Annotated in this window: 8 protein-coding genes; 4 read left to right on the top strand and 4 right to left on the bottom strand. The window is 37.3% G+C overall.

Features of this window, described 5'->3' with window-relative positions:
- Nucleotides 1-460: 460 nt before the first annotated feature.
- From B0M43_RS23095 to B0M43_RS23080, 4 genes are all read right to left on the bottom strand, one after another.
- A complete protein-coding gene (locus B0M43_RS23095; RefSeq protein ID WP_078005574.1) occupies nt 461-1,489 on the bottom strand; it encodes a hypothetical protein in 1,029 nt (342 codons plus the stop codon).
- On the bottom strand, nt 1,480-2,718 hold the full coding sequence (locus B0M43_RS23090; RefSeq protein ID WP_078005573.1) for a hypothetical protein: 1,239 nt from the start codon (nt 2,716-2,718) through the stop codon (nt 1,480-1,482). Before B0M43_RS23090 ends, B0M43_RS23095 begins: the two co-directional genes overlap by 10 nt.
- Before the next feature lie 282 nt (nt 2,719-3,000).
- Nucleotides 3,001-4,122, bottom strand: coding sequence for an N-acetylglucosamine-6-phosphate deacetylase (gene nagA / locus B0M43_RS23085; protein WP_078005572.1), 1,122 nt, complete (start codon nt 4,120-4,122; stop codon nt 3,001-3,003).
- A 461-nt stretch (nt 4,123-4,583) separates the two neighbouring features.
- Nucleotides 4,584-12,194, bottom strand: coding sequence for a gliding motility-associated C-terminal domain-containing protein (locus tag B0M43_RS23080; RefSeq protein WP_078005571.1), 7,611 nt, complete (start codon nt 12,192-12,194; stop codon nt 4,584-4,586).
- A gap of 697 nt (nt 12,195-12,891) precedes the next feature.
- Here B0M43_RS23080 and B0M43_RS23075 point away from each other — a divergent pair.
- The 4 genes from B0M43_RS23075 to B0M43_RS23060 all read left to right on the top strand — a co-directional run bounded on the left by B0M43_RS23075 (nt 12,892) and on the right by B0M43_RS23060 (nt 19,755).
- A complete protein-coding gene (locus B0M43_RS23075) occupies nt 12,892-13,449 on the top strand; it encodes an RNA polymerase sigma-70 factor (protein ID WP_078005570.1) in 558 nt (185 codons plus the stop codon).
- 114 nt (nt 13,450-13,563) lie between these two features.
- Entirely contained in the window at nt 13,564-14,484 is a 921-nt protein-coding gene (locus B0M43_RS23070; protein ID WP_078005569.1) for a FecR family protein, read from the top strand.
- Nucleotides 14,485-14,810: 326 nt separating this feature from the next.
- Complete coding sequence (locus tag B0M43_RS23065) at nt 14,811-18,200, top strand: SusC/RagA family TonB-linked outer membrane protein (RefSeq protein WP_078005568.1); 3,390 nt, start codon at nt 14,811-14,813, stop codon at nt 18,198-18,200.
- A 19-nt stretch (nt 18,201-18,219) separates the two neighbouring features.
- Nucleotides 18,220-19,755 (top strand): RagB/SusD family nutrient uptake outer membrane protein, encoded by a 1,536-nt coding sequence (locus tag B0M43_RS23060; protein ID WP_078006131.1) that lies wholly within the window; start codon nt 18,220-18,222, stop codon nt 19,753-19,755.
- Nucleotides 19,756-19,991: the final 236 nt, after the last annotated feature.

The following is a 19,991-nucleotide window of genomic DNA, read 5'->3' as shown; positions in this document are numbered from 1 at the left end:
ATCATACTAGAAATTAGCCAAAGAAAATCGAGAATCTTTAGAGCTTCTTGCGTGTCCTTCGACTACGCTCAGGGTGACAATATTGGGGTGACTTTGTGTGAAACTTTGTCAAAGTTTTGAACTTTGACAAAGTTGCTTGAAGTGCTTTTTGTTTAAAGTTTAATATTTATCCGCATTGTCAGGCTGAGCGAAGTCGAAGCCCACGTTCCAATTGGAGCGCCCTTCGACTTCGCTCAGGGTGACAATAGTTACAAAAAAAAAATCCAAAAAGATAAAAAATCCGTTTTAAATCCGCGTTTTCGCTTTAGCGAATCCGTATCATCTGCGTTCAATAGACAAAGAATTTCACGAATAAAAGAATTGCAAATTCCAATAAAAAAAATCCCAAATTCCAATAAAGGAACTTGAGATTTTAGCTTTTTTTAAATTTGGAATTTGGGACTTCAAAAATTGGAATTTTCTAATTCTGTTCCTCAATCACAGATTTATTCAGCTTAATAACTCTAATCTTTTTATTGGTATTATCCGATAAAAAGATACGATCGTTAAGTTGTGCAACACCTACAATGCTTCCAAAAGGATTTTGCCCTAAAACATCAGTAGCATTTACGCTTGCCGTGTAGTTACGAGCCATAAAATCTGCTTTAGGATAAAGTCTTAAATAATTGGTGTTTCCGTTATTTTCAGATGTAACAGCCCAGTCACTGGTAAAACTTACGGCAATTGGTTTAGTTACCATAGTCGACGTTACCGGTTTTATAGGTTCAGTAAGTGAGCTTGCCGCATTGGCTCTGATGCCTGCAATATTGTAATACAAATAACTTTTTGCATCTCTTCCGGCAACGACTAAATTTTCGCCTTCAACATCAAGTGAATACACCTGGTCAAAACCATTTAAAGTATTCAGTTTCGCGATAGGTTTTAAATTCCAATCACTGGTTTCTGTAATTTGAGAAGTTTCAAAAACTTTAATCGAGGTTTCTTTTTCTTTCACGAAAACCAATCCGTCTTTTACCACAACGCCAAAAACGTGTACAAAAGTCTGCCACCATTGACCGTTTCCAACAATGCTGATTCCCGCATTTGTATTTTCGTCCATTACAAAAAGTCTTGACTCACGGCTTCCTATATAAATTCGGCCTTTATCAACAGCAACAGAAGTGATTTCTGTTAACGGAGTAGTGGTAGTTCCTTTTTTATATTCGGTAATGGTTTTGATATGTGCCAAAGTTACCGCGTTAAAAACCTCAAGTACATTGCCATTAGCAACATATAATTTTTCGTTAGCAATCGCGATTCCTTTCGGATCTAAAGTTCCAGTTCCGTCCCCAATTTGAGCCGCTGTTATCGAAGCTTCGTCAGTAGGGTAGAAATAGTTGTAAGTAGTTGGATCATCGCCATTAGAATCTTTGCTGCAATTGGTAAAAAAGCAAAGTAATAGTAGTAAAAACGGTATTTTGTTCATGATAGTTTTGTAGGTTAGTTCCATTTTCCTTCTCCTTTATATTTTACTAAAAATGTATTTTTAGGATTAATAGTAAACACAGGTTTTTTGTAACTACCTGTTAAATAAGTAGTCTTTGTGTATCCTTTTAATACATCGGGATCAGTAAAAGGAAGATCATTTAAATGTATCAGATATTTATAAAACTCTGTTAACATTTCCTGCTGACCACCGCCTTGGCCGCTATTGGCCAAATTACTACTATGGTTATAACCCGAATGGTGCGAATATTCGTGTGACCAAACTGACATTTCGCCTTTCCAGTGTCCGGTAACATAACCCGATTCCCATTGCGATGCCAAAGCGCCTCCGCCCCAGGCAGAACCTCCGCCTACCATGGCCATATTCAGTGTACGGCTATCAATATAAGTGTTATACGCTTGTTCGATTTGAGCTTTTGTCAGATAATCATAAACGCCATCGACATCATCAGCATTTCCGTGCCAGTTTAAGGCTCCATTTATTTCTGTTCCGGCTGTTGCAGCCTGTTCTTTTTTGTAACGGTCAAAATTCATGAATGTATCATAATACAAGGGATGACTAATGGCATACGAGAAATTGATGATCATTGTGATCGCTTCTTTAGCCAAAACAGGATTCATCGGTAAATATTTATTAGGATCATCAGCAGGATTATTAAGGTGGTACTGCGTGCTGAATTGTACTAGTCGATTTGATTTTATTTTCTTGAATTTGGCAAATAAAGGATCTGATGATTCTACCGAAAATTCGATCGCACCGGAAGAAAATCCGCCAATTTTATCAATCGTAACCGTTTTTCCGTTTTCTAACTGATAATCATGTTTTCCTTCGACCAAAGGAAGTTGGTGAAAAGAACGGTGAAAAGCAGGAACTTTAGAAAATTCATAAATTAAAAAGCGCTTGTCGTAGTTCGCTATTTTGGCATAGACTTTTACATCGCTCAGTCCAACCGGAGAATAAAGAGAAACCTGTACAGAATCTTTTCCTTTTTGGATGATCTGCATGGGCTGGTTAACGCGGAAAAAACGATCCTTGTTGTCATACATTTTCGACGAGCTTTCATCGTCTTCGAACATGGTCATAGGTCGGTTTTCCTTTGGTAAATTACTAGCGTCAATGCTGGGCAAATAATTGGCTTTGTAATCGTCTCCTTTCGAGTCATCGTCGCTGCAGCCAATAAGTATGCTCGCGAAAATAGCAAAGGGCAAAAAATAAGAAATGGTTTTTCTCATAAGGTTTGTAGGTTAAATTTGGGGTTTATTTATACAACGCAAAACTATCAATATCATTATTAAAAACAAGAATATTGACAGAAAATTGCTGTTTTAATTTGTTATAAAAGTAAGTTTTTTTAGATTTTCTTATTTTTTTACTTTTTAAGGATTTAGCAAAGCGAAAGATAAGTTGTAACTAAAAATTCAACTTTTAAATCTGATCAAAAATGTTTTGATTTTGATTTAAAAGCTGAAAGTTTTTGAGGTAATTAGAATAGTATTTATAGAATAATGGTCCTGTTATTTAATAAAATTTAAAGTTTCTATTTCAGATAAATCATCGTTAAATTGTACAAAACTCGCTGGAAATCCCTGTTTTATTTTTCCAATTTGATCTTCCATACCAATGGCGCTTGCAACGCGTGAAGTAGCCATTTTTATTGCTTCATCTGCAGAAACATCTAAATGATTATAAGCATTTTGCACTGCTTCCAGCATAGAGATTGTAGCTCCGGCCAGATTGCCGTCGTTATTTCTGTAAAAACCATTGTCAAGATGTGCATCAAAATTATCCCATTTAAAGTTTTCTACTTTTCGGCCTAAAAAGGTAGCATCACTAATCAAAAAGAATTTATCTTGTTTGAGTTTGTATGCCAGTTTTGCTGCAGCATAATCGCAATGTGCGCCGTCAAGAATTACAGGAGCATATACATTTTCATTTTCAAAAGTAGCTCCAACCAAACCCGGTTCACGATGACCAAATTGCGTCATGGCATTGAATAAATGAGTGACAAGTTTTATGCCTTTCGAAAAATAAACCTGCGCTTCTTTATGCGTAATAGTAGAATGTCCTATAGAAATTTGTATATCACTTTCTAACAACATATTTAGTTGTTCGTCTGTAAAACATTCCGGTGCAATCGTGATGACTTTGATTACGCCTTTTCCCAGTCTGATAATTTCTTCAAGTTCCGCATTCGTAGGCTTGCGAACCTGATCAATACTATGTGCGCCACGTTTTAACGGATTCAGAAACGGACCTTCCAAATGCATTCCGATCACACCATTATCATGTTTTTGAATGTAATTGCGAACCGCTTCAATTCCTTGAAGAATAGTTTCATGCGATGACGATATCAAACACGGAAGTACATGAGTCGTTCCGTATTTTAAACTTGCATCATAAATATCCTGAATTGTTTCTTCGGTAGGAGTCTGGCTAAAATATAGTTTTTCTCCGCCATTTATTTGAATGTCAATAAAGCCCGCCGCAATATGTTTTCCTTGTAAATCAATCGTTTCAATGTCATTTGGAACCTCTTTTTGAACGGAAAGAATAGTTCCGTTTTCGATAATAATAACTCCGTTAGTAATAATTTCATCACCGGTATGCAAGATTGTATTGATAATCGCCTGTTTCATTTTTTAATTTATTTCTTTACTGCTATACTAAAAAGGTAGCCATTTATATTTAAAAATAAAAGACTCTGGTATCCATTAAAAAGTAAATTTTGTTTGGATTCTTTTACCAAGGTTCAGATATTTAGATTCTATTTTTGTTTAGCAATATTAATTTTTACAGTAAAAGTATAATGTTTTATTATTATTTATGTAAAATATTTTTTTAAAAGAATTAAAGAATTCTATCTAAATGTTCTGAATTCTACAAATTTTGCGTTTCTCTGAAAATTCGTTTGTAATGTTCTTGCAGATGTAGTAGTGGTAATTTTATTATAATTGAAAATCATTCGACTTTTTCTACGCCATTTGATTTTCTATAAACTATAAAAGAGGAAGTAGCTTGATGCCATTCCTCTTTTATAATTTTGAGATTATATAATATGCTAATGAATACCAAAAGTCATTACCGCGACTTTAAATCGCTATTGATTATTGATGTATAAATATCCTGATCTCTCGACTCTCTTTCCGTTATCGTCATATCGTAAAGTATAAAAATAAGTACCAGTAGGGAGTTTTTCGCCTCGTTTAAAGGTTGCACGTCCATCAGATATGCCTTCGAAAGGATTGGTTACATTGTCATAGCCGTCTTTTTTATAGACGGCGATTCCATATCTGTTAAAAATTTCAACCGTATTATTAGAGAAACAATCAATTCCGCCGATTTTAAAAGTGTCATTGATACCGTCTGCGTTAGGTGAAATTGCATTATAAACCTCAGCAAGGCACGATACATTTATGGTTTGTGTGTAAGTATTCTGATTTCCACAATTATCACTTGCGGTCCATGTCCTTATCAGGCTATATTTACTACTGCAAGATCCATCAACCTTGGTTTCATTATAATCAACTGTCGTTGTTCCGCAGTTATCTGTAGCGGTAAGTATTACAGCAGGCGGAATAGTCGAGCAATCTGCCTCAACTGTTGCTGCTGGTAAAGGTTCAACAAAAACTGGTGGGGTAGTATCTGCTACTGTTACAACCTGAGTGTGTGTTGTCTGATTTCCACAAGCATCATTTGCTGTCCAGGTTCTTTGAAGCTGATAGCTGCCTGAGCAATTTCCGTTTATTCTTACTTCATTATAGGTAACGATTGCAGTCGAACAATTATCAGTAGCAGTAAGGGTAACTGCTGGCGGAATTACTGCTGAGCACTCTACAGTTATATTTGCCGGTAGTGCTTCTGCAAAAACAGGTGGCATTGTGTCTATTACAGTAATTGTTTGCACTAAACGAGTTGATAATCCTCCACAATCCGTTATGGTATAGGTTCTGGTTACGATGTAAGGACTTGCTGTACATCCGGTACCTCCATTATTAGTATCAAATACTGAAATTGCAATTGTTCCATTACAATTCGATGCTGCATTTGTTATATCGCTTACATTAGCAATTGGAATATCTTCGATACATTGTAAAGAGAGGTTTGCGGGTGCTGTTCCGGTTGGTGCAACGGTGTTATTTATTGTATAGGTATATACCCAATCGTGTGTGTTTCCGGTGCAATCCGTAAAGGTATAGGTGTAAGTTAGGTCTCCGTTACATGCAGGTGTTGCGGATATCACTGGCACAGATGGCGTTAGTATAGTACCGCAATTATCTGTTACTGTGGGAACTGTCGGTGTCACAATCGATGCCGCGCAGGCAACTGTTGATACTTGATTGACCGGCATTGTAAAATCTGTTCTTTCGATGGTATAGGTATATACCCAATCGTGTGTATTTCCCGTACAATCGGTGAAAGTATAGGTATAAGTTACATCTCCGTTACAAGCAGGTGTTGCGGATATCACTGGCGCATATGGAGTTAGTGTATTGCCGCAATTATCGGTTATTACGGGAACTGTCGGGATTGCAATCGATGCAGCGCATGCAACTGTAGATCCTTGATTGGCCGGCATTGTGAAATCTGTTCTTTCAATGGTATAGGTATATATCCAATCATGTGTGTTTCCGGTGCAGTCGGTGAAGGTATAGGTGTAGGTTACATCTCCATTACATGCAGGTGTTGCGGATATCAAAGGCGCAGATGGCGTTAGTATATTGCCGCAATTATCCGTTACTACGGGAACTGTTGGTGTCACAATCGATGCAGCGCAGGCAACGGTAGCTCCCTGATTGGCCGGCATTGTGAAATCTGCTCTCTCAATGGTATAGGTAGATACCCAATCGTGCGTGTTTCCTGTACAATCGTTGAAGGTATAAATGTAGGTTACATCTCCGTTACATGCAGGTGTTGTGGATATCAAAGGCGCAGATGGCGTTAATGTATTGCCACAATTATCGGTTACTATGGGAACTGTTGGTGTCACAATCGATGCCGCGCAGGCAACGGTAGATCCTTGATTGGCCGGTATTGTAAAATCTGCTCTTTCGATGGTATAGGTATATACCCAATCGTGTGTATTTCCTGTACAATCCGTGAAGGTATAGGTGTAGGTCACATCCCCGTTACATGCAGGTGTTGTGGATATCACTGGTGCAGATGGCGTTAGTATAGTACCGCAGTTATCCGTTACTACGGGAACTGTCGGTGTTACAATCGATGCCGCGCAGGCAACTGTTGATCCCTGATTGGCCGGCATTGTAAAATCTGCTCTTTCAATGGTATAGGTATATAGCCAATCGTGTGTATTTCCGGTACAATCCGTGAAGGTATAGGTGTAAGTTACATCTCCGTTACATGCAGGTGTTGCGGATATTATCGGCGCAGATGGAGTTAGTGTATTGCCGCAATTATCGGTTACTACGGGAACTGTCGGGGTTACAATCAATGCCGCGCACGCAACTGTAGATCCTTGATTGGCCGGTATTGTAAAATATGCTCTTTCGATGGTATAGGTATATACCCAATCGTGTGTATTTCCGGTACAATCTGTGAAGGTATAGGTGTAAGTTACATCTCCGTTACATGCAGGTGTTGCGGATATTATCGGCGCAGATGGAGTTAGTGTATTGCCGCAATTATCGGTTACTATGGGAACTGTCGGTGTTACAATCGATGCCGCGCAGGCAACTGTAGATCCCTGATTGGCCGGCATTGTAAAATCTGCTCTTTCGATGGTATAGGTATATACCCAATCGTGCGTGTTTCCCGAACAATCCGTAAAAGTATAAGTGTAGGTTACATCTCCGTTACATGCAGGTGTTGCGGATATCAAAGGTGCGGATGGTGTTAGTATAGTACCGCAATTATCCGTTACTATGGGAACTGTCGGTGTTACAATCGATGCCGCGCACGCAACTGTAGATCCTTGATTGGCCGGCATTGTGAAATCTGCTCTTTCGATGGTATAGGTATATACCCAATCGTGTGTATTTCCCGCACAATCCGTAAAAGTATAGGTGTAAGTTACATCTCCGTTACACACAGGTGTTGTGGATATCAAAGGCGCAGATGGCGTTAGTATAGTACCGCAATTATCGGTTACTACGGGAACTATTGGTGTCACAATCGATGCTGAACACGCAACTGTAGATCCTTGATTTGTTGGTACAAGAAAATCAGCTCTGCCTAGTACAATTGTTTGAGTACAAAGACTAGTGTTTAAAATGGTATTTTCCCCTACATCACGCACTTTATTATTGTTGGGATCGGCATATTCTGTTACCGTATAAGTTCGTATTATATTTCCGTTACAACCGGGATCAGCTTCATTAGAAGCGGTAATATCTAGTACTCCACAAGGAATATCTCCGATGATTCCATCTCCATTTCCCAGAGCTTCAAATTCGGCTTCGGTCAAAGTGGTAGCGGTTGGTAATTGATCATAACAGCTAATGGTTGTTATCGGGAAAGTAGGACAAACCACTTCAAACACACAACAAATTGGTGCGACATCCGCGACTGTTAAAGTATTGCAGGCATTAACATCCTGAATGCTCACATTATAATCGGTTCCTGCGGGTATAGGTTGTGATGTCCAGGTGTTGCCTGACCATGTACCTGGTGCGCCTGTTCCTGTTGCTGTATAAGGAGCTTCTCCCGTTACACTAAATGTCAGTACATATCCTGAACCATCGCTGGCGCAAGCGGTAGATGCTGTTCCTGCTAAAGTTATTTCACTAATAATTATATTCTGAATTGCTGTTACACTATTTCCGTTTCCATCTTCGAACAACCAGGTTACCGGTGTTGTTCCTACAGCAGTTACAGGAAATAAAGTTGTAGTAGTACCAGTTACAATGCCAGTGCAATTATCTGTTGCAGTTGGGGCAATTGGAGTTACTGAACATTCTCCTGTAATAGTATCTAAAAGGGGGGCAACAGGCGCAGTCGTATCTTTTATAATTACATTTTGAGTTATGGTTTGCGTATAACCATTTCCATAATCGAAATTCCAGGTGATAAGAGTTGTCCCTTGTGTTGTTATTGGGAAAAGAGTTGTAGTAGTTCCTTCGATTATACCAGCGCAGGGGTCTTCAATGGTTGGATTAGTTGGAGTAGCCTCGCATTCTGCTGTTATATCGGGTAAAGCGGCAGGCAAAACCGTAGCACTTATTTCAATATTTGTTGTTGTAGTATTCGAACAAAATCCGTCAGTAAATTCATATGTTACTGTATGCTGACCAGGAGTCGAAAGGGCTAAATTTATTTCTCCGCTAGTAGCATTAATGCTTAAACCTGCGTCGCCAATGTAAGTTCCACCTGATTGACCAGTTTGAGTTATGGTCGCAGTACCTCTATTACAAGTAAATGGGTCCGAGTATGCAATAAGTGCTGTTGGCAGGGGATTTACAGTAACTGTAACGGGTTTAGCAGGAGGAGGAATAGCACAAATACCATCAGCTTCGACTGTTACATAATAAGTAGTTGTAAATTGTGGGCTTACACTTATTGTTTCTACATTGCTAATCGAATTTACAAGTCCCGCATCAGTATACCATGTAAAAACAGGATTTATCAGAGCACTTGTAGCTGTTAAAGTAGCTGTTTCTCCTTGGCAAATGCTTTGGTCTGCTACTGTAATGTCCGAAACTGTTGCTACAGGATTAACGGTTACTGTAACCTCTTTCCTGTTTCCTGCTTCATTACTACAAAAATTATCCCCTTCTACGTCCACATAATAAGTGGTTGTCGTGAGAGGACTTACTACTAAATTTTCTCCAGTTCCTAATATTGTTGCCGAAGAAAGATTACTATCAAACCAGGTAAAAATTGGATCGGACATCGTGGGAGCGAATGCGGTTAAAATTATACCCGTTTCGTTGGGACAGATTGTTCTTCCCTCCGCAATTATGTCAGCAGCATTTGATCTTGGGCTGACAATTACAGTAAAATTAGTTGATTTTGCTGCTCCGCAACCGCTGGCAGTAGCAGTAATAGTGGCTGTTCCGTTAAAGGAAGAATTCCAGTCAACCATTCCTGGTTGTGAACCAGCTCCAATTGTTCCTGCTTCTGGCGGATTAATACTATAAGTAATGCCTGTAGCATTTGTCACTGTTGCTGAATAATCGATTGACTGGACCGAACTCGACTGACAAATTAAAGGCACACTACTAGCATTAAAGACAGGAAGTGCAACCTCAGCATTTGGGTTTATGGTCACTGTAATTGTTGCATTAAAAGTACATCCCGATGTAGTAACTACCTGTACACTGTAGTCTCCAGTATTTGCCGTTGTAACATTATTTATGTTTAAAGCAGGGCTATTTACTATTGAATTATCCGGTAATGTCCATACAGTACTTGTAACTGGCCCTAAGGCAATGGTAGATAAATTTAGAGTAGCTCCTGTACAATAAGTATTATCTCCAACAATAATGTCGCCTATTTCATTTGCCGGTTTTAAAGTAAAAGGCTGTATAACTTCAAAGCATGACGTTTTTGCTTTAATAACATAATTTCCTGCTGTTAATGCTGTAAAAGTTGCACTCGTTTGTCCTGTTGCAGGAAAATCGGGATCAGTATCTTTTTTTATAAAATAATTGACAGTGCCAATTGTATTATTCACTTTAACAGTAAGGCTTCCTGTCGTATTTCCCGGACAAATGACACCACCGGATTGTGCTAAATCGAAAGAAGGGAAATTTGGTAATACTTCTAAAGGTACAGTTGCTGTATTTGCAAATACTTCAGATGGTAATAATAGTCGATTATCGTTTTGACGGCTTAACGCCAATTCATATTTTCCTGCTAAATCAGCAGTAAAAGAAAAATCAATTGTAGCATCTCCTTTTAATGAATAATTTCCGGTAGTAGTAAAGATCGCCGCACCGGTTGGCATTTTTAGCAATCTTGGATAAGCATAATCTGTACCATAGACGGTTGTTATAATGTCTGGATTTCCAGTTAATCTTTTCCCTACTGCAGTAATTTTAATTTGTCCTTTTTTAATGTAGCGATCGCAAGTAACGGTACTCGGTTCAGATGTAACGTTTTGGAGCGCTGCACTTACAAAATAACTGTCTAGTACAATATCATAATCAGCTGTAAAGCATTGTGAATCTGTTACTCTGATTTTATAGGTTCCGGGTATCAAGTCATTTCCTAAACCGGTGTAATAAGAATTAGTTGTTGGTGTAAATGTTCTGTTTATTGTCGAAGGTCCGCTGACGGTTTGAATTCTGACAGGCGCTACCAAGCCAAGACTTGTTGTAAGATTACTTATAACCAGCGCAGATCTTCCAAAGTTTTTAGAACTCGGTCCGTCCGTAAGTGTAATTTTATCTTTAATCGCTAACGGAGTGAAATAAGCCGGATCGATATAAAAATTATTTGGATCAGTTTGTGTGGGTTTTGATGATGCAGATGTCGTATAGTTTCTGAAAGCATAATTGGGTAAAACTTGTCCGGTTGCATCTTTTATCACTACAACATATGTTTTTCCGATATCCAGTTTGAACGAAAAATTATAAGGAAGCTCATAATGTTGTGTGTTAGAAGTTCCTTTTTCTGTAATATCCAGAGTTATAGGCTGACACCCTCCTGATTGATATAAATTGGTTGAAAATTGTACTTGTGTTAGTGGTGTACAGGCGGCCGGAGTGGGGTCATCATAGATAGAAATACTAACAAAGGATAAGGGCAATTGTTTAAATTCTCTGTATTGCGCTAAATCTAACTGATTTGTTTTCGTAATCCCACAAAGTGTTACTGTTCCCCTTATAATGCCCCATTTTGAGCGATCATTTGGTAAAGTAAATACAGTTGAATATGCCTGTGCCTGCGTTAAATTATCAAAGACATCAAAACCTCCTGAAGCATTTTGCACTTCAATTTTATAAACAGCATTTTTTGCTCCATAATATTGAGGAACGTTAGTTCCTGAAGCAGTTGTAACGTCAGAAATAGTTAAACCTAATACATAGGATAAATTGGTAACAGTCGCACTTACAATTGGCGTACACAAATCATTAGGTGTACTAAAAACAACATTAAAAAAAGATGCTGACGGTTGCTGACTAACTGTTCCTAAAGTAAAATTTGTATAGGGAACATTAGGTCTTACTGTCAATGTATTAGGTGCCAGTACAATCGTACCGCAGTTATCAGTAGCTTTTAAAGTATAATTTCCTGCAGCCACGCCCGTAAAAGAAACTGAAGATTGGGTTTGTTGTTGCTGGACAAGATTATTGTTTGAATCTCTTAATTCTACATTGTAAGGCTTGTTTCCTCCTGTTAAGTTCGCATATACTAAGCCCAGAGGATCTGTAGAACCGCAATACGCGTAAAAAATGGAATAGTAAGTAGAAAACGTTGGAGAAGTGGTAGTATAATTATTAGCAACATTTACCGTAGTTGCAGACTTTACAAAAGTTGTTCCGTTAAAGTATCCGTAAAAATAGTCACCCGGCTGCAGCATTGTAAATTGGGCAGAAGAACTACTTATTATATCCGGTTCGTTAAAAGGAGATTTAGCAATACCGTAAGTAATCGGAGCGGGTACATCAGTAGCTAGTAGTGTGATTGTTCCATTATTGGCACAAGTTGACGGCGTTGCCGTTGCCGTAATGGTTTGAGCAAAAATTTTGTTGCCTAACAGATTTATTATGGAAAACAAAAGTAAAAATAAAGTAATTTTTGATTTCATGATTTTTAAATTAACTGAAACCTTTGACAGTAATTGCAATGCTTAATTACATGTCAAGTATCAGGCTGTAAATTAAATACATGTGTCTTACTGTTGTTAAAGTCTTTTAATATGTGAATCGGCAAAAGTCTATTAAAACAGACCTTTGAAATTACCCATAAAAGTTTAAAGAATGACAGATTAAGACCTTTTTTTGCTTTATTATGCTGTCGAAAAACTGAATTGTATAAAGGAGTTGTAAAAAAAGATATAGGCGTATAATGGCTTATAAATAAAATGTAATGCTTTGGTTATTAAAATTTTATATAAAAGTAATAAAATATTTTCTTACTTTTTAGAGTGGCTTTAGCATTTTTTTTGGGACAGCAAAAGGAAACAAAAATAAATGCTGTTTTTTTTATTTTTAAATGATTATGCGATTTTTTTTATGCAGTTAATAATCGATATCATACAAATATCTGGTACATAACATCTAAGACACGAAATGTTAATACAATGTTTTATAAACAGACATTTTTATTAATGTAAACGTAACCTTGCAGACCTACCCTCGGTTCTAATTTTGGAGACATATTATAAACAACACACTTGTAGTATATGTCATTTTTTAAATTAAGAATACATCGCAAAAAAATAATAAGAATTGGTGTTTTAGCAAGCGCCGTTCATTTGCAAAATAATACAAAAATACTGCATCATGTATAAAGGATTTACGGATGAGCAGCTTGTTGAATTATTGAAACAAGGCAAAGACAAGGCGTTTGATGAATTGTATTTTCGGTATCGGGATGTATTGGTTCGCTTTGTTTATATGCGAATGAAGTCGGTTCCGGTTGCTGAAGAAATCGTTCAGGAAGTTTTTACCACTATTTGGGAACGTCGAAAGACTTTGGTTATTCAAAAGAAATTCTCGGCTTATATCTATACTTCGGTTCGTTATGTGACTTTAGATTATATCAAATCGCACACTATTACAGATCAATATATAAAAGAAGTTACAGACAGAAATACAAATGACCACAATAGTACCAATGCAACCGAAGATGCTATCTATTACGAAGAACTTCAGAAAGCGGTAGACAAAGCCACTTTATTGCTGCCCAAAAAATCCAAAGAAGTTTTTATTCTCAGCCGCATCAAACATTACACCAACAAAGAAATAGCCGAAGAACTCAATGTATCGCACGAAACGGTTAAGTATCATATTGCATACGCGCTAAAATTTATGCGCCATTATTTGGGCGAATTCAATTGATTATTGTTTGTTGAAATTAAGCTGAACGTTTTTTCTTAACAAAAGCGTAACCTTTAGCGCCTACCCAAAAGGAACAATCCCAAGACATACTATTAAAGAGATAAACAAATTATAATGCCTGACAAATTACATCAAGATATACATCTTTTTTTAGAAGGAAAGCCTTCTGAAAAAGGAGAAGAATTATGGAATAACTGGTACGATCATCCTCAGGAAATTTTAGATCCTGCTATTATAATACCATCTGATCATTCAAAACTTAAAAAAGAAATCAGACAAATTAAAAAATCAAATCCGGTTGTTTTTCTTTATCGTAAAAACTGGACTATGGCAGCTTCTATAATTTTTTTAATGGGACTGTCCTGCTTTTTTTACCTCTCATTTGTAAAGACAATTTCTAAAGAATATGCCACCAAATTAGGCGAACACGCTAAAATAACATTAAGCGACGGAACTCAAATTTGGCTGAATGCAGGAAGTCATTTAAAATATCCAGTTGAATTTAAAGGCGGAACGCGCGAAGTATATCTTACCGGAGAAGCTTTTTTTGATGTCGCCAAAGACAAAGAACATCCTTTTATAATTCATACCGATAAAATGGATACCAAAGTACTAGGAACCAGTTTTAATGTTCAGGCTTATCCGGATCACGAAAAACAGGAAGTCTCAGTTTTAACCGGAAGAGTAAATGTAAAATCGACTGTAACCGAAGAGAATGTCTATGTAACTCCGGGACAAAAAGTGGTTTTTAAGTCAAAAAATAATAAAATTCAAGCCTTTACAGATATTCCTGTGAATTCTATTTCGCTATGGCGAAAAAATATTATTGTTTTTGAAGACGCACCATTGCCGGAAGTTATTGCAACAATCAATCGCAATTATAATGTAGCGATCCAGATCGATAATAAAAACCTCAACAATCTAAAAATCAGTGCTTATTTTAAAGAATTACCTGTAAATCAGGTTGTGGCTTTGGTATGCAATATCATCAATGCCAATTATAAAATTGAAGCAGGAATGTATATCATTCAATAAGAAAACCTTTAAAAGAGAATAAAAAGAATTAAAAATTGAGAATTAAAAATTAAAAATCTGCTCGATCTGCTAAATCTGCGAGCAAAAAAATTAAACACATAGAAACATAGATTTAAAATTAAGAATTAAGATGCTTTTAGAAAATCATGATTTTTTCACATAGCTAATGTGATTTATTCCAAGTGAAACGCCTTTATCGACAAAGAAAAGCTATGTCCCTATGTGTTAAAACAATTACGCAATTACAAGTATTTTAAAATTAAGTTAATCAATCATCTACGTAGAAACCAAGCAATAATCCAAACACAAATTAAAATTCCAAAAACATGAATCAAAAACAAATGCGGTATGTTGTAAACTGTCAGAGCATTAAAAAATCCATTTTGATTAAAGCACTCTTTTTTGTCGCTTTATTTTTTACAGGATCAACAATGAAAGCAGCCAGCGTTAACAGCAGTAAAAGGGTAACCTTAAAAGTTGAAAATGAAACGATAAAGAATGTTTTTCAGAAAATAGAAAAACAAGCTGATGTACATTTTATGTACGAAACCAATCAGGTCAATACCAATCAGAAAATTAGCCTGAAACTGAGTAACGTGACCTTAGAACAGGCATTAGATAAAATATGCAGCAATTTTTTCCTGAAATACGAAATTGTAAGTAACAATATCATCATCAAAAAAAATCAAAAATTAGCAGATGCAGGACAAGGTAAAATAAGCATTTCAGGAACTGTTTTTGGAGGAGATGACGGAATGCCGTTGCCGGGCGTGGGTATAAAAGACAAGAATTCTGACGCAACTGCAACGACAGATTTTGACGGAACTTTCAAGATGGAAATCAATTCATCAGAAGCTGTACTTGTTTTTTCGTACGTAGGTTATATTACGCAGGAAGTAAAAGTAACAAGTTCGGATAAAAACATAAGCGTTAAACTATTAGCAGACATGAAACAGCTTCAGGAAGTTGTGGTTATGGGATATGGTTCGGTAAAAAAGAATGAAGTTTTGGGAGCTGTTGGAACGGTTTCTATGAAAGAAACTTCAAGCAGAACGTACAACAGTGCAGCCGAATTATTGCAAGGTACAGTTGCAGGTGTTACGGTAATTAATAATGGTGGAGATCCTACGGCTGAACCAACAATCAACATTCGTGGTATTGGTTCCCTGAATGCCGAAACGCCTTTGATCGTGTTGGACGGAATCATCTACAGCGGATCTTTAAACACATTAAACCCAAATGATATTGCATCTATAAGTGTGCTTAAAGATGCGGCTTCTGCAGCGATTTATGGGGCAAGGGCTTCCGGTGGTGTAATTTTAATTACATCAAAAAAAGGAACTTCTGATCATATTAATGTCAATGTAAATTATCAGGGAGGTTTTCAGAGTGTAGCCAAAAAATTAGATGTTTTGGATGCTGCCGGATATGCCGATGCTATGAACACAGCCAGAGATAATGCCGGTATGCCTAGAATTCCTGCTTTTGATCCTGCATTTGAGCCAACAGCAAGAACAACGAAAACAAACTGGATGGATGAAATTTTCCGTACAGGTGAAATACAGGATTTGTCTATTTCGGTAAACGGAAAAACAGAGAAATCGAATTTCTTTTTGTCAGGAAGTTATAGAAAAAACGAAGGAATTTTATTGAATACTTTCGGGACAAGATATACAGCAAGAGCCAATTCTTCTTTTAAACTGGCGCCCAATTTTACATTAGGTGAAAACATGTCGTATTCCTTAACAGATGGTCAGGCGGCAAATACAAATAGCGGTTATACAGGTGCAATTTTAGCAGCGATTTTTTATCCGCCAAATGCAACCATTTACAGAGAAGACGGTTCAGGACAATTTGGAGGAGTTCCAGAAAAATACATTGGTTCGTACGGCGACGTGATTAATCCGGTGGCCTATTTAAAAAGACTGGACAACAGAAATCCTGTTTCGACTATTTTGATCAATCCTTATGCCGAATGGGAAATTATTTCAGGATTAAAAGTAAAATCAAACTGGGGTTATACCAGAATTCAAAACAACTCAACCGATTTTGCAGTTAAAATTACAGAACCGGGTAAAGTGTTTGATTTTAACAGATTAACATTGACAAATTCAACAACAACCGATTTGTTAAGTGAACAGACCCTTTCTTACGAAAAATCATTAGGCAAACATAATTTCAAAGCTTTGGCCGGATATACGTACCAACAAACCAAAAGAGATTTTTATACAGTGCAGGGAACAGGTTTCGATAACGAAGATGCATCACAGCGTTATTTATTGAATGCTAAATTGGTACAGCAAACAGCTGCCGGATTGTCTGAAGAAATTATTTCTTCTTATGTTGGAAGATTGAATTACGACTTTAATCAAAAATATTTAATTTCAGGAATTGTTCGTCGTGATGGAACTTCAAAACTAACATCTGCAAACCGTTGGAAAGTTTATCCTTCTGTTTCTGCAGGTTGGTTGATTTCGGAAGAAGGATTCATGAAAGGCATTAATCCGATAATCAGTACACTAAAATTACGTGGAAGCTGGGGACAAATAGGAAACTTAGGAAACCTTGGGCCATACCAGTTTAGTGTACCATTGACTCAAACCCAAGGTTTAATCGGGTCAACTCCGGTAATCAATTACGGATATGCAGAAAGCGAATTATCAAACCCTAATTTAAGATGGGAAAGCTCTGAACAAACCAACGTAGGATTAGATTTCACGATGTTCAACAGCGCTTTGTCAGGATCTCTTGACGCTTATGTAAAAACAAACAAAGACATGTTGGTTCGTGATCAGCTACCGGGTGTTTCGGGAACTCCACTGGGCCGAATTGTAAACTCAGGAAATGTAGAAAACAAAGGAATCGAAGCAAGTTTGACCTACCAAAAAACTCGTGGCGATTTTAAATTTGATGTAACAGCAAACGCAGCCTTTTTAAGCAATAAAATTGTTTCGATCAAAGATGATTTAACCTCTCTTGAACCATTGAATTTAAGCCGAGTTCGTAGCTTGCCTTTGGCCAATATTTATCAGGTAGGAAGTCCGGTTGGTGCTTTTTATGGCTATTCTACAGACGGATTGTTCCAAAGTAATGCTGAGGCAAAAGGGTATGTAAATACCAAAGGCGAAGTGTATCAGCCAAACGCTGTTGCAGGAGATATTAAATTTAAAGATGTAAACGGAGACGGCGTTATCAACAACAGCGATAGAGTTGTATTGGGAAGTCCTTTTCCTAAAACCACTTTTAGTTTAAACATGAACTTTAAGTACAAAGGTTTTGATATGAATGTGTTTTTTAGCGGAGCAGCAGGAAATAGCGTTTTTAATGCGGTAAAACATACTGGTTTAAACGGTTCTTTCCCAGGATATAATTTATTGGCGGAGTCTAAAAATGCCTGGTCGCCAACCAATACGAACACTAGTATTCCGGTACTTTCATCAACAGATAACAACAATAACTTTGGTCGAATCTCTGATTTTTATATCGAAGATGCTTCTTTCGTAAGATTAAGAAACCTTTCGATTGGATATACGGTTAAAGACCAATGGCTAAACGGAAAAGCAAAATTGAGATTTTTTATCTCAGGTCAAAACCTTTTCACGATCACCAAATATTCAGGAATGGATCCTGAAGTTGGCTTAAACAACTTTGGTATGGACTTAGGAAAATATCCACTTTCCCGTATTTATATGACGGGTGTAAATGCAACTTTTTAAAAAACATAAAACAAATAAAATGAAAAATTTAAGTCTTTTAGTATTGAGTTTTGTGCTTTTACTGGGCGTTACAGCTTGCGAAAGCGAACTTGATCTGGTTCCGCAAGGAGCACCTTCAAGCGGAAATTTCTGGAAAACGCCTGCAGATGCAAAAGCAGGAGTAAACGCGATTTATGCTTTATATTCGGATGATAATATGTACGGTCGCGGATTTTTCTGGCTGAACAATGCCAGTGATGATATTGGTACAAAACCAAGACAAAACGCAGAACGTATCAAAAATTTTATTGTTGATGGTGCAGAATCTGATACCAAAGATATCTGGAGAATTCACTACGAAATCATGAAACGCTGCAACGATGTGATTCGTAACATTCCGAAGATTAATCTAGATGAAAAAACAAAAAACACCATGTTGGGCGAAGCTTATTTCAACCATGCTGTAATGCATTTAGAATTGGCGTATCACTATGGAGACGATCGTGCGGGAATCCCAATTCAGGATCGCGAAAACCCTACCAATGTGTATGTGCCAAGAGCTAAAAATGTAGCTGAAAACTATGCCTATATCGCAGCAGATTTAGTAAAAGCAGCTGAGTTATTGCCTTATTTTAATGAACTAACTCCTGACAATTATGGTCGTGCTCATAAAACAGCAGCCTGGGGATATTTGGTTCGTACGTATTTGTATGCCAAAGACTGGGACAATGCGATTAAGTATGCCAACATGATTGTTGCGAGCGGAAAACACAAATTGCTGGACAATTTTGAAGATGTATTTAAAATCAAAAATAACTGGTCTTCAGAATATATCTGGTCTGTAACTTCAAGTGCCGAAAATACTTCTTTAGGTTCAATTTTTCCTGGAGTTTGTCTGGAAGATAAAGGTTGGGGAGCGTACAACGGTTGGGGAAATTTTTATCCTACCAAGGAATTGTTTGATACCTATGATCCAACAGATAAAAGACGCAGCGCGACTATTTTGCAAAAAGGAGATAAATTCCTGTATTTTGGTGAATTAGTAACTTTTAATGAAGGAAAATATATAGTAAGTTCCAGTAACAGAACCGGATATCAGTTCAATAAATATATGGAGCCGTTTGGTTACCCAAAAACAACTTCTGGGGGAATCGACATTCGTTATGTAAACGCCAACGGAGACAAACCTTCAACCGCTTTAAACGTACCTCTTTTGCGTTATGCTGATGTGATTTTGATGTTGGCGGAAGCCAAACTAATGAAAGGCCTAAACGCCGATACCGAAATCAATATGATTCGTCACCGTGCAGGTCTTGGCGATCTTGCCGGAGCAACACTAACCGATTTAAAAAGAGAAAGACGTTGCGAACTGGCCGGAGAATGGACAGACCGTCATTTCGATTTAGTACGTTGGGGCGATGCTCAGGCGACGTATGCAAAACCTTTACACCATTATAACGGAACCGTGATTTATCCGGCTCGTAATTTCAACCCGGCCATTCACCATGTTTGGCCAATACCACCAGACGAAATTGCAGTGAGCAAAGGAGCGCTTACGCAAAATAAAGGCTGGTAATTTGTAGTTTCAGTTTATTTGTTTTGTTTTTTCTACGCTGCAAGCTTGTCGGAGCTTGCAGTCGTAAGAAAAAAAACAAATGAATTTTTAAATATAAAAACAGGCCAGTCTTTTTTTTGGAAAAGGCTGGTTTGTTTGATTTTTTGCCACAGATTAAAGGATTAAAAATGATTTTACCCGATGAAACTATACAAAGAATCTCCTCATAGTTTGTCATTTCGACCGAAGGGAGAAAT

The sequence above is a fragment of the Flavobacterium sp. KBS0721 genome (assembly GCF_002007065.3).
In the GTDB taxonomy this organism is placed as follows: domain Bacteria; phylum Bacteroidota; class Bacteroidia; order Flavobacteriales; family Flavobacteriaceae; genus Flavobacterium; species Flavobacterium piscis.
This window is presented reverse-complemented; position numbering and strand designations above follow the sequence as displayed.

What these genes read in the sequence shown, in the direction of transcription:
- B0M43_RS23095 (WP_078005574.1), bottom strand. Translation starts at nt 1,489, where the DNA reads ATGGAACTAACCTACAAAACTATCATGAACAAAATACCGTTTTTACTA.
- B0M43_RS23090 (WP_078005573.1), bottom strand. Translation starts at nt 2,718, where the DNA reads ATGAGAAAAACCATTTCTTATTTTTTGCCCTTTGCTATTTTCGCGAGC.
- nagA (WP_078005572.1), bottom strand. Translation starts at nt 4,122, where the DNA reads ATGAAACAGGCGATTATCAATACAATCTTGCATACCGGTGATGAAATT.
- B0M43_RS23080 (WP_078005571.1), bottom strand. Translation starts at nt 12,194, where the DNA reads ATGAAATCAAAAATTACTTTATTTTTACTTTTGTTTTCCATAATAAAT.
- B0M43_RS23075 (WP_078005570.1), top strand. Translation starts at nt 12,892, where the DNA reads ATGTATAAAGGATTTACGGATGAGCAGCTTGTTGAATTATTGAAACAA.
- B0M43_RS23070 (WP_078005569.1), top strand. Translation starts at nt 13,564, where the DNA reads ATGCCTGACAAATTACATCAAGATATACATCTTTTTTTAGAAGGAAAG.
- B0M43_RS23065 (WP_078005568.1), top strand. Translation starts at nt 14,811, where the DNA reads ATGAATCAAAAACAAATGCGGTATGTTGTAAACTGTCAGAGCATTAAA.
- B0M43_RS23060 (WP_078006131.1), top strand. Translation starts at nt 18,220, where the DNA reads ATGAAAAATTTAAGTCTTTTAGTATTGAGTTTTGTGCTTTTACTGGGC.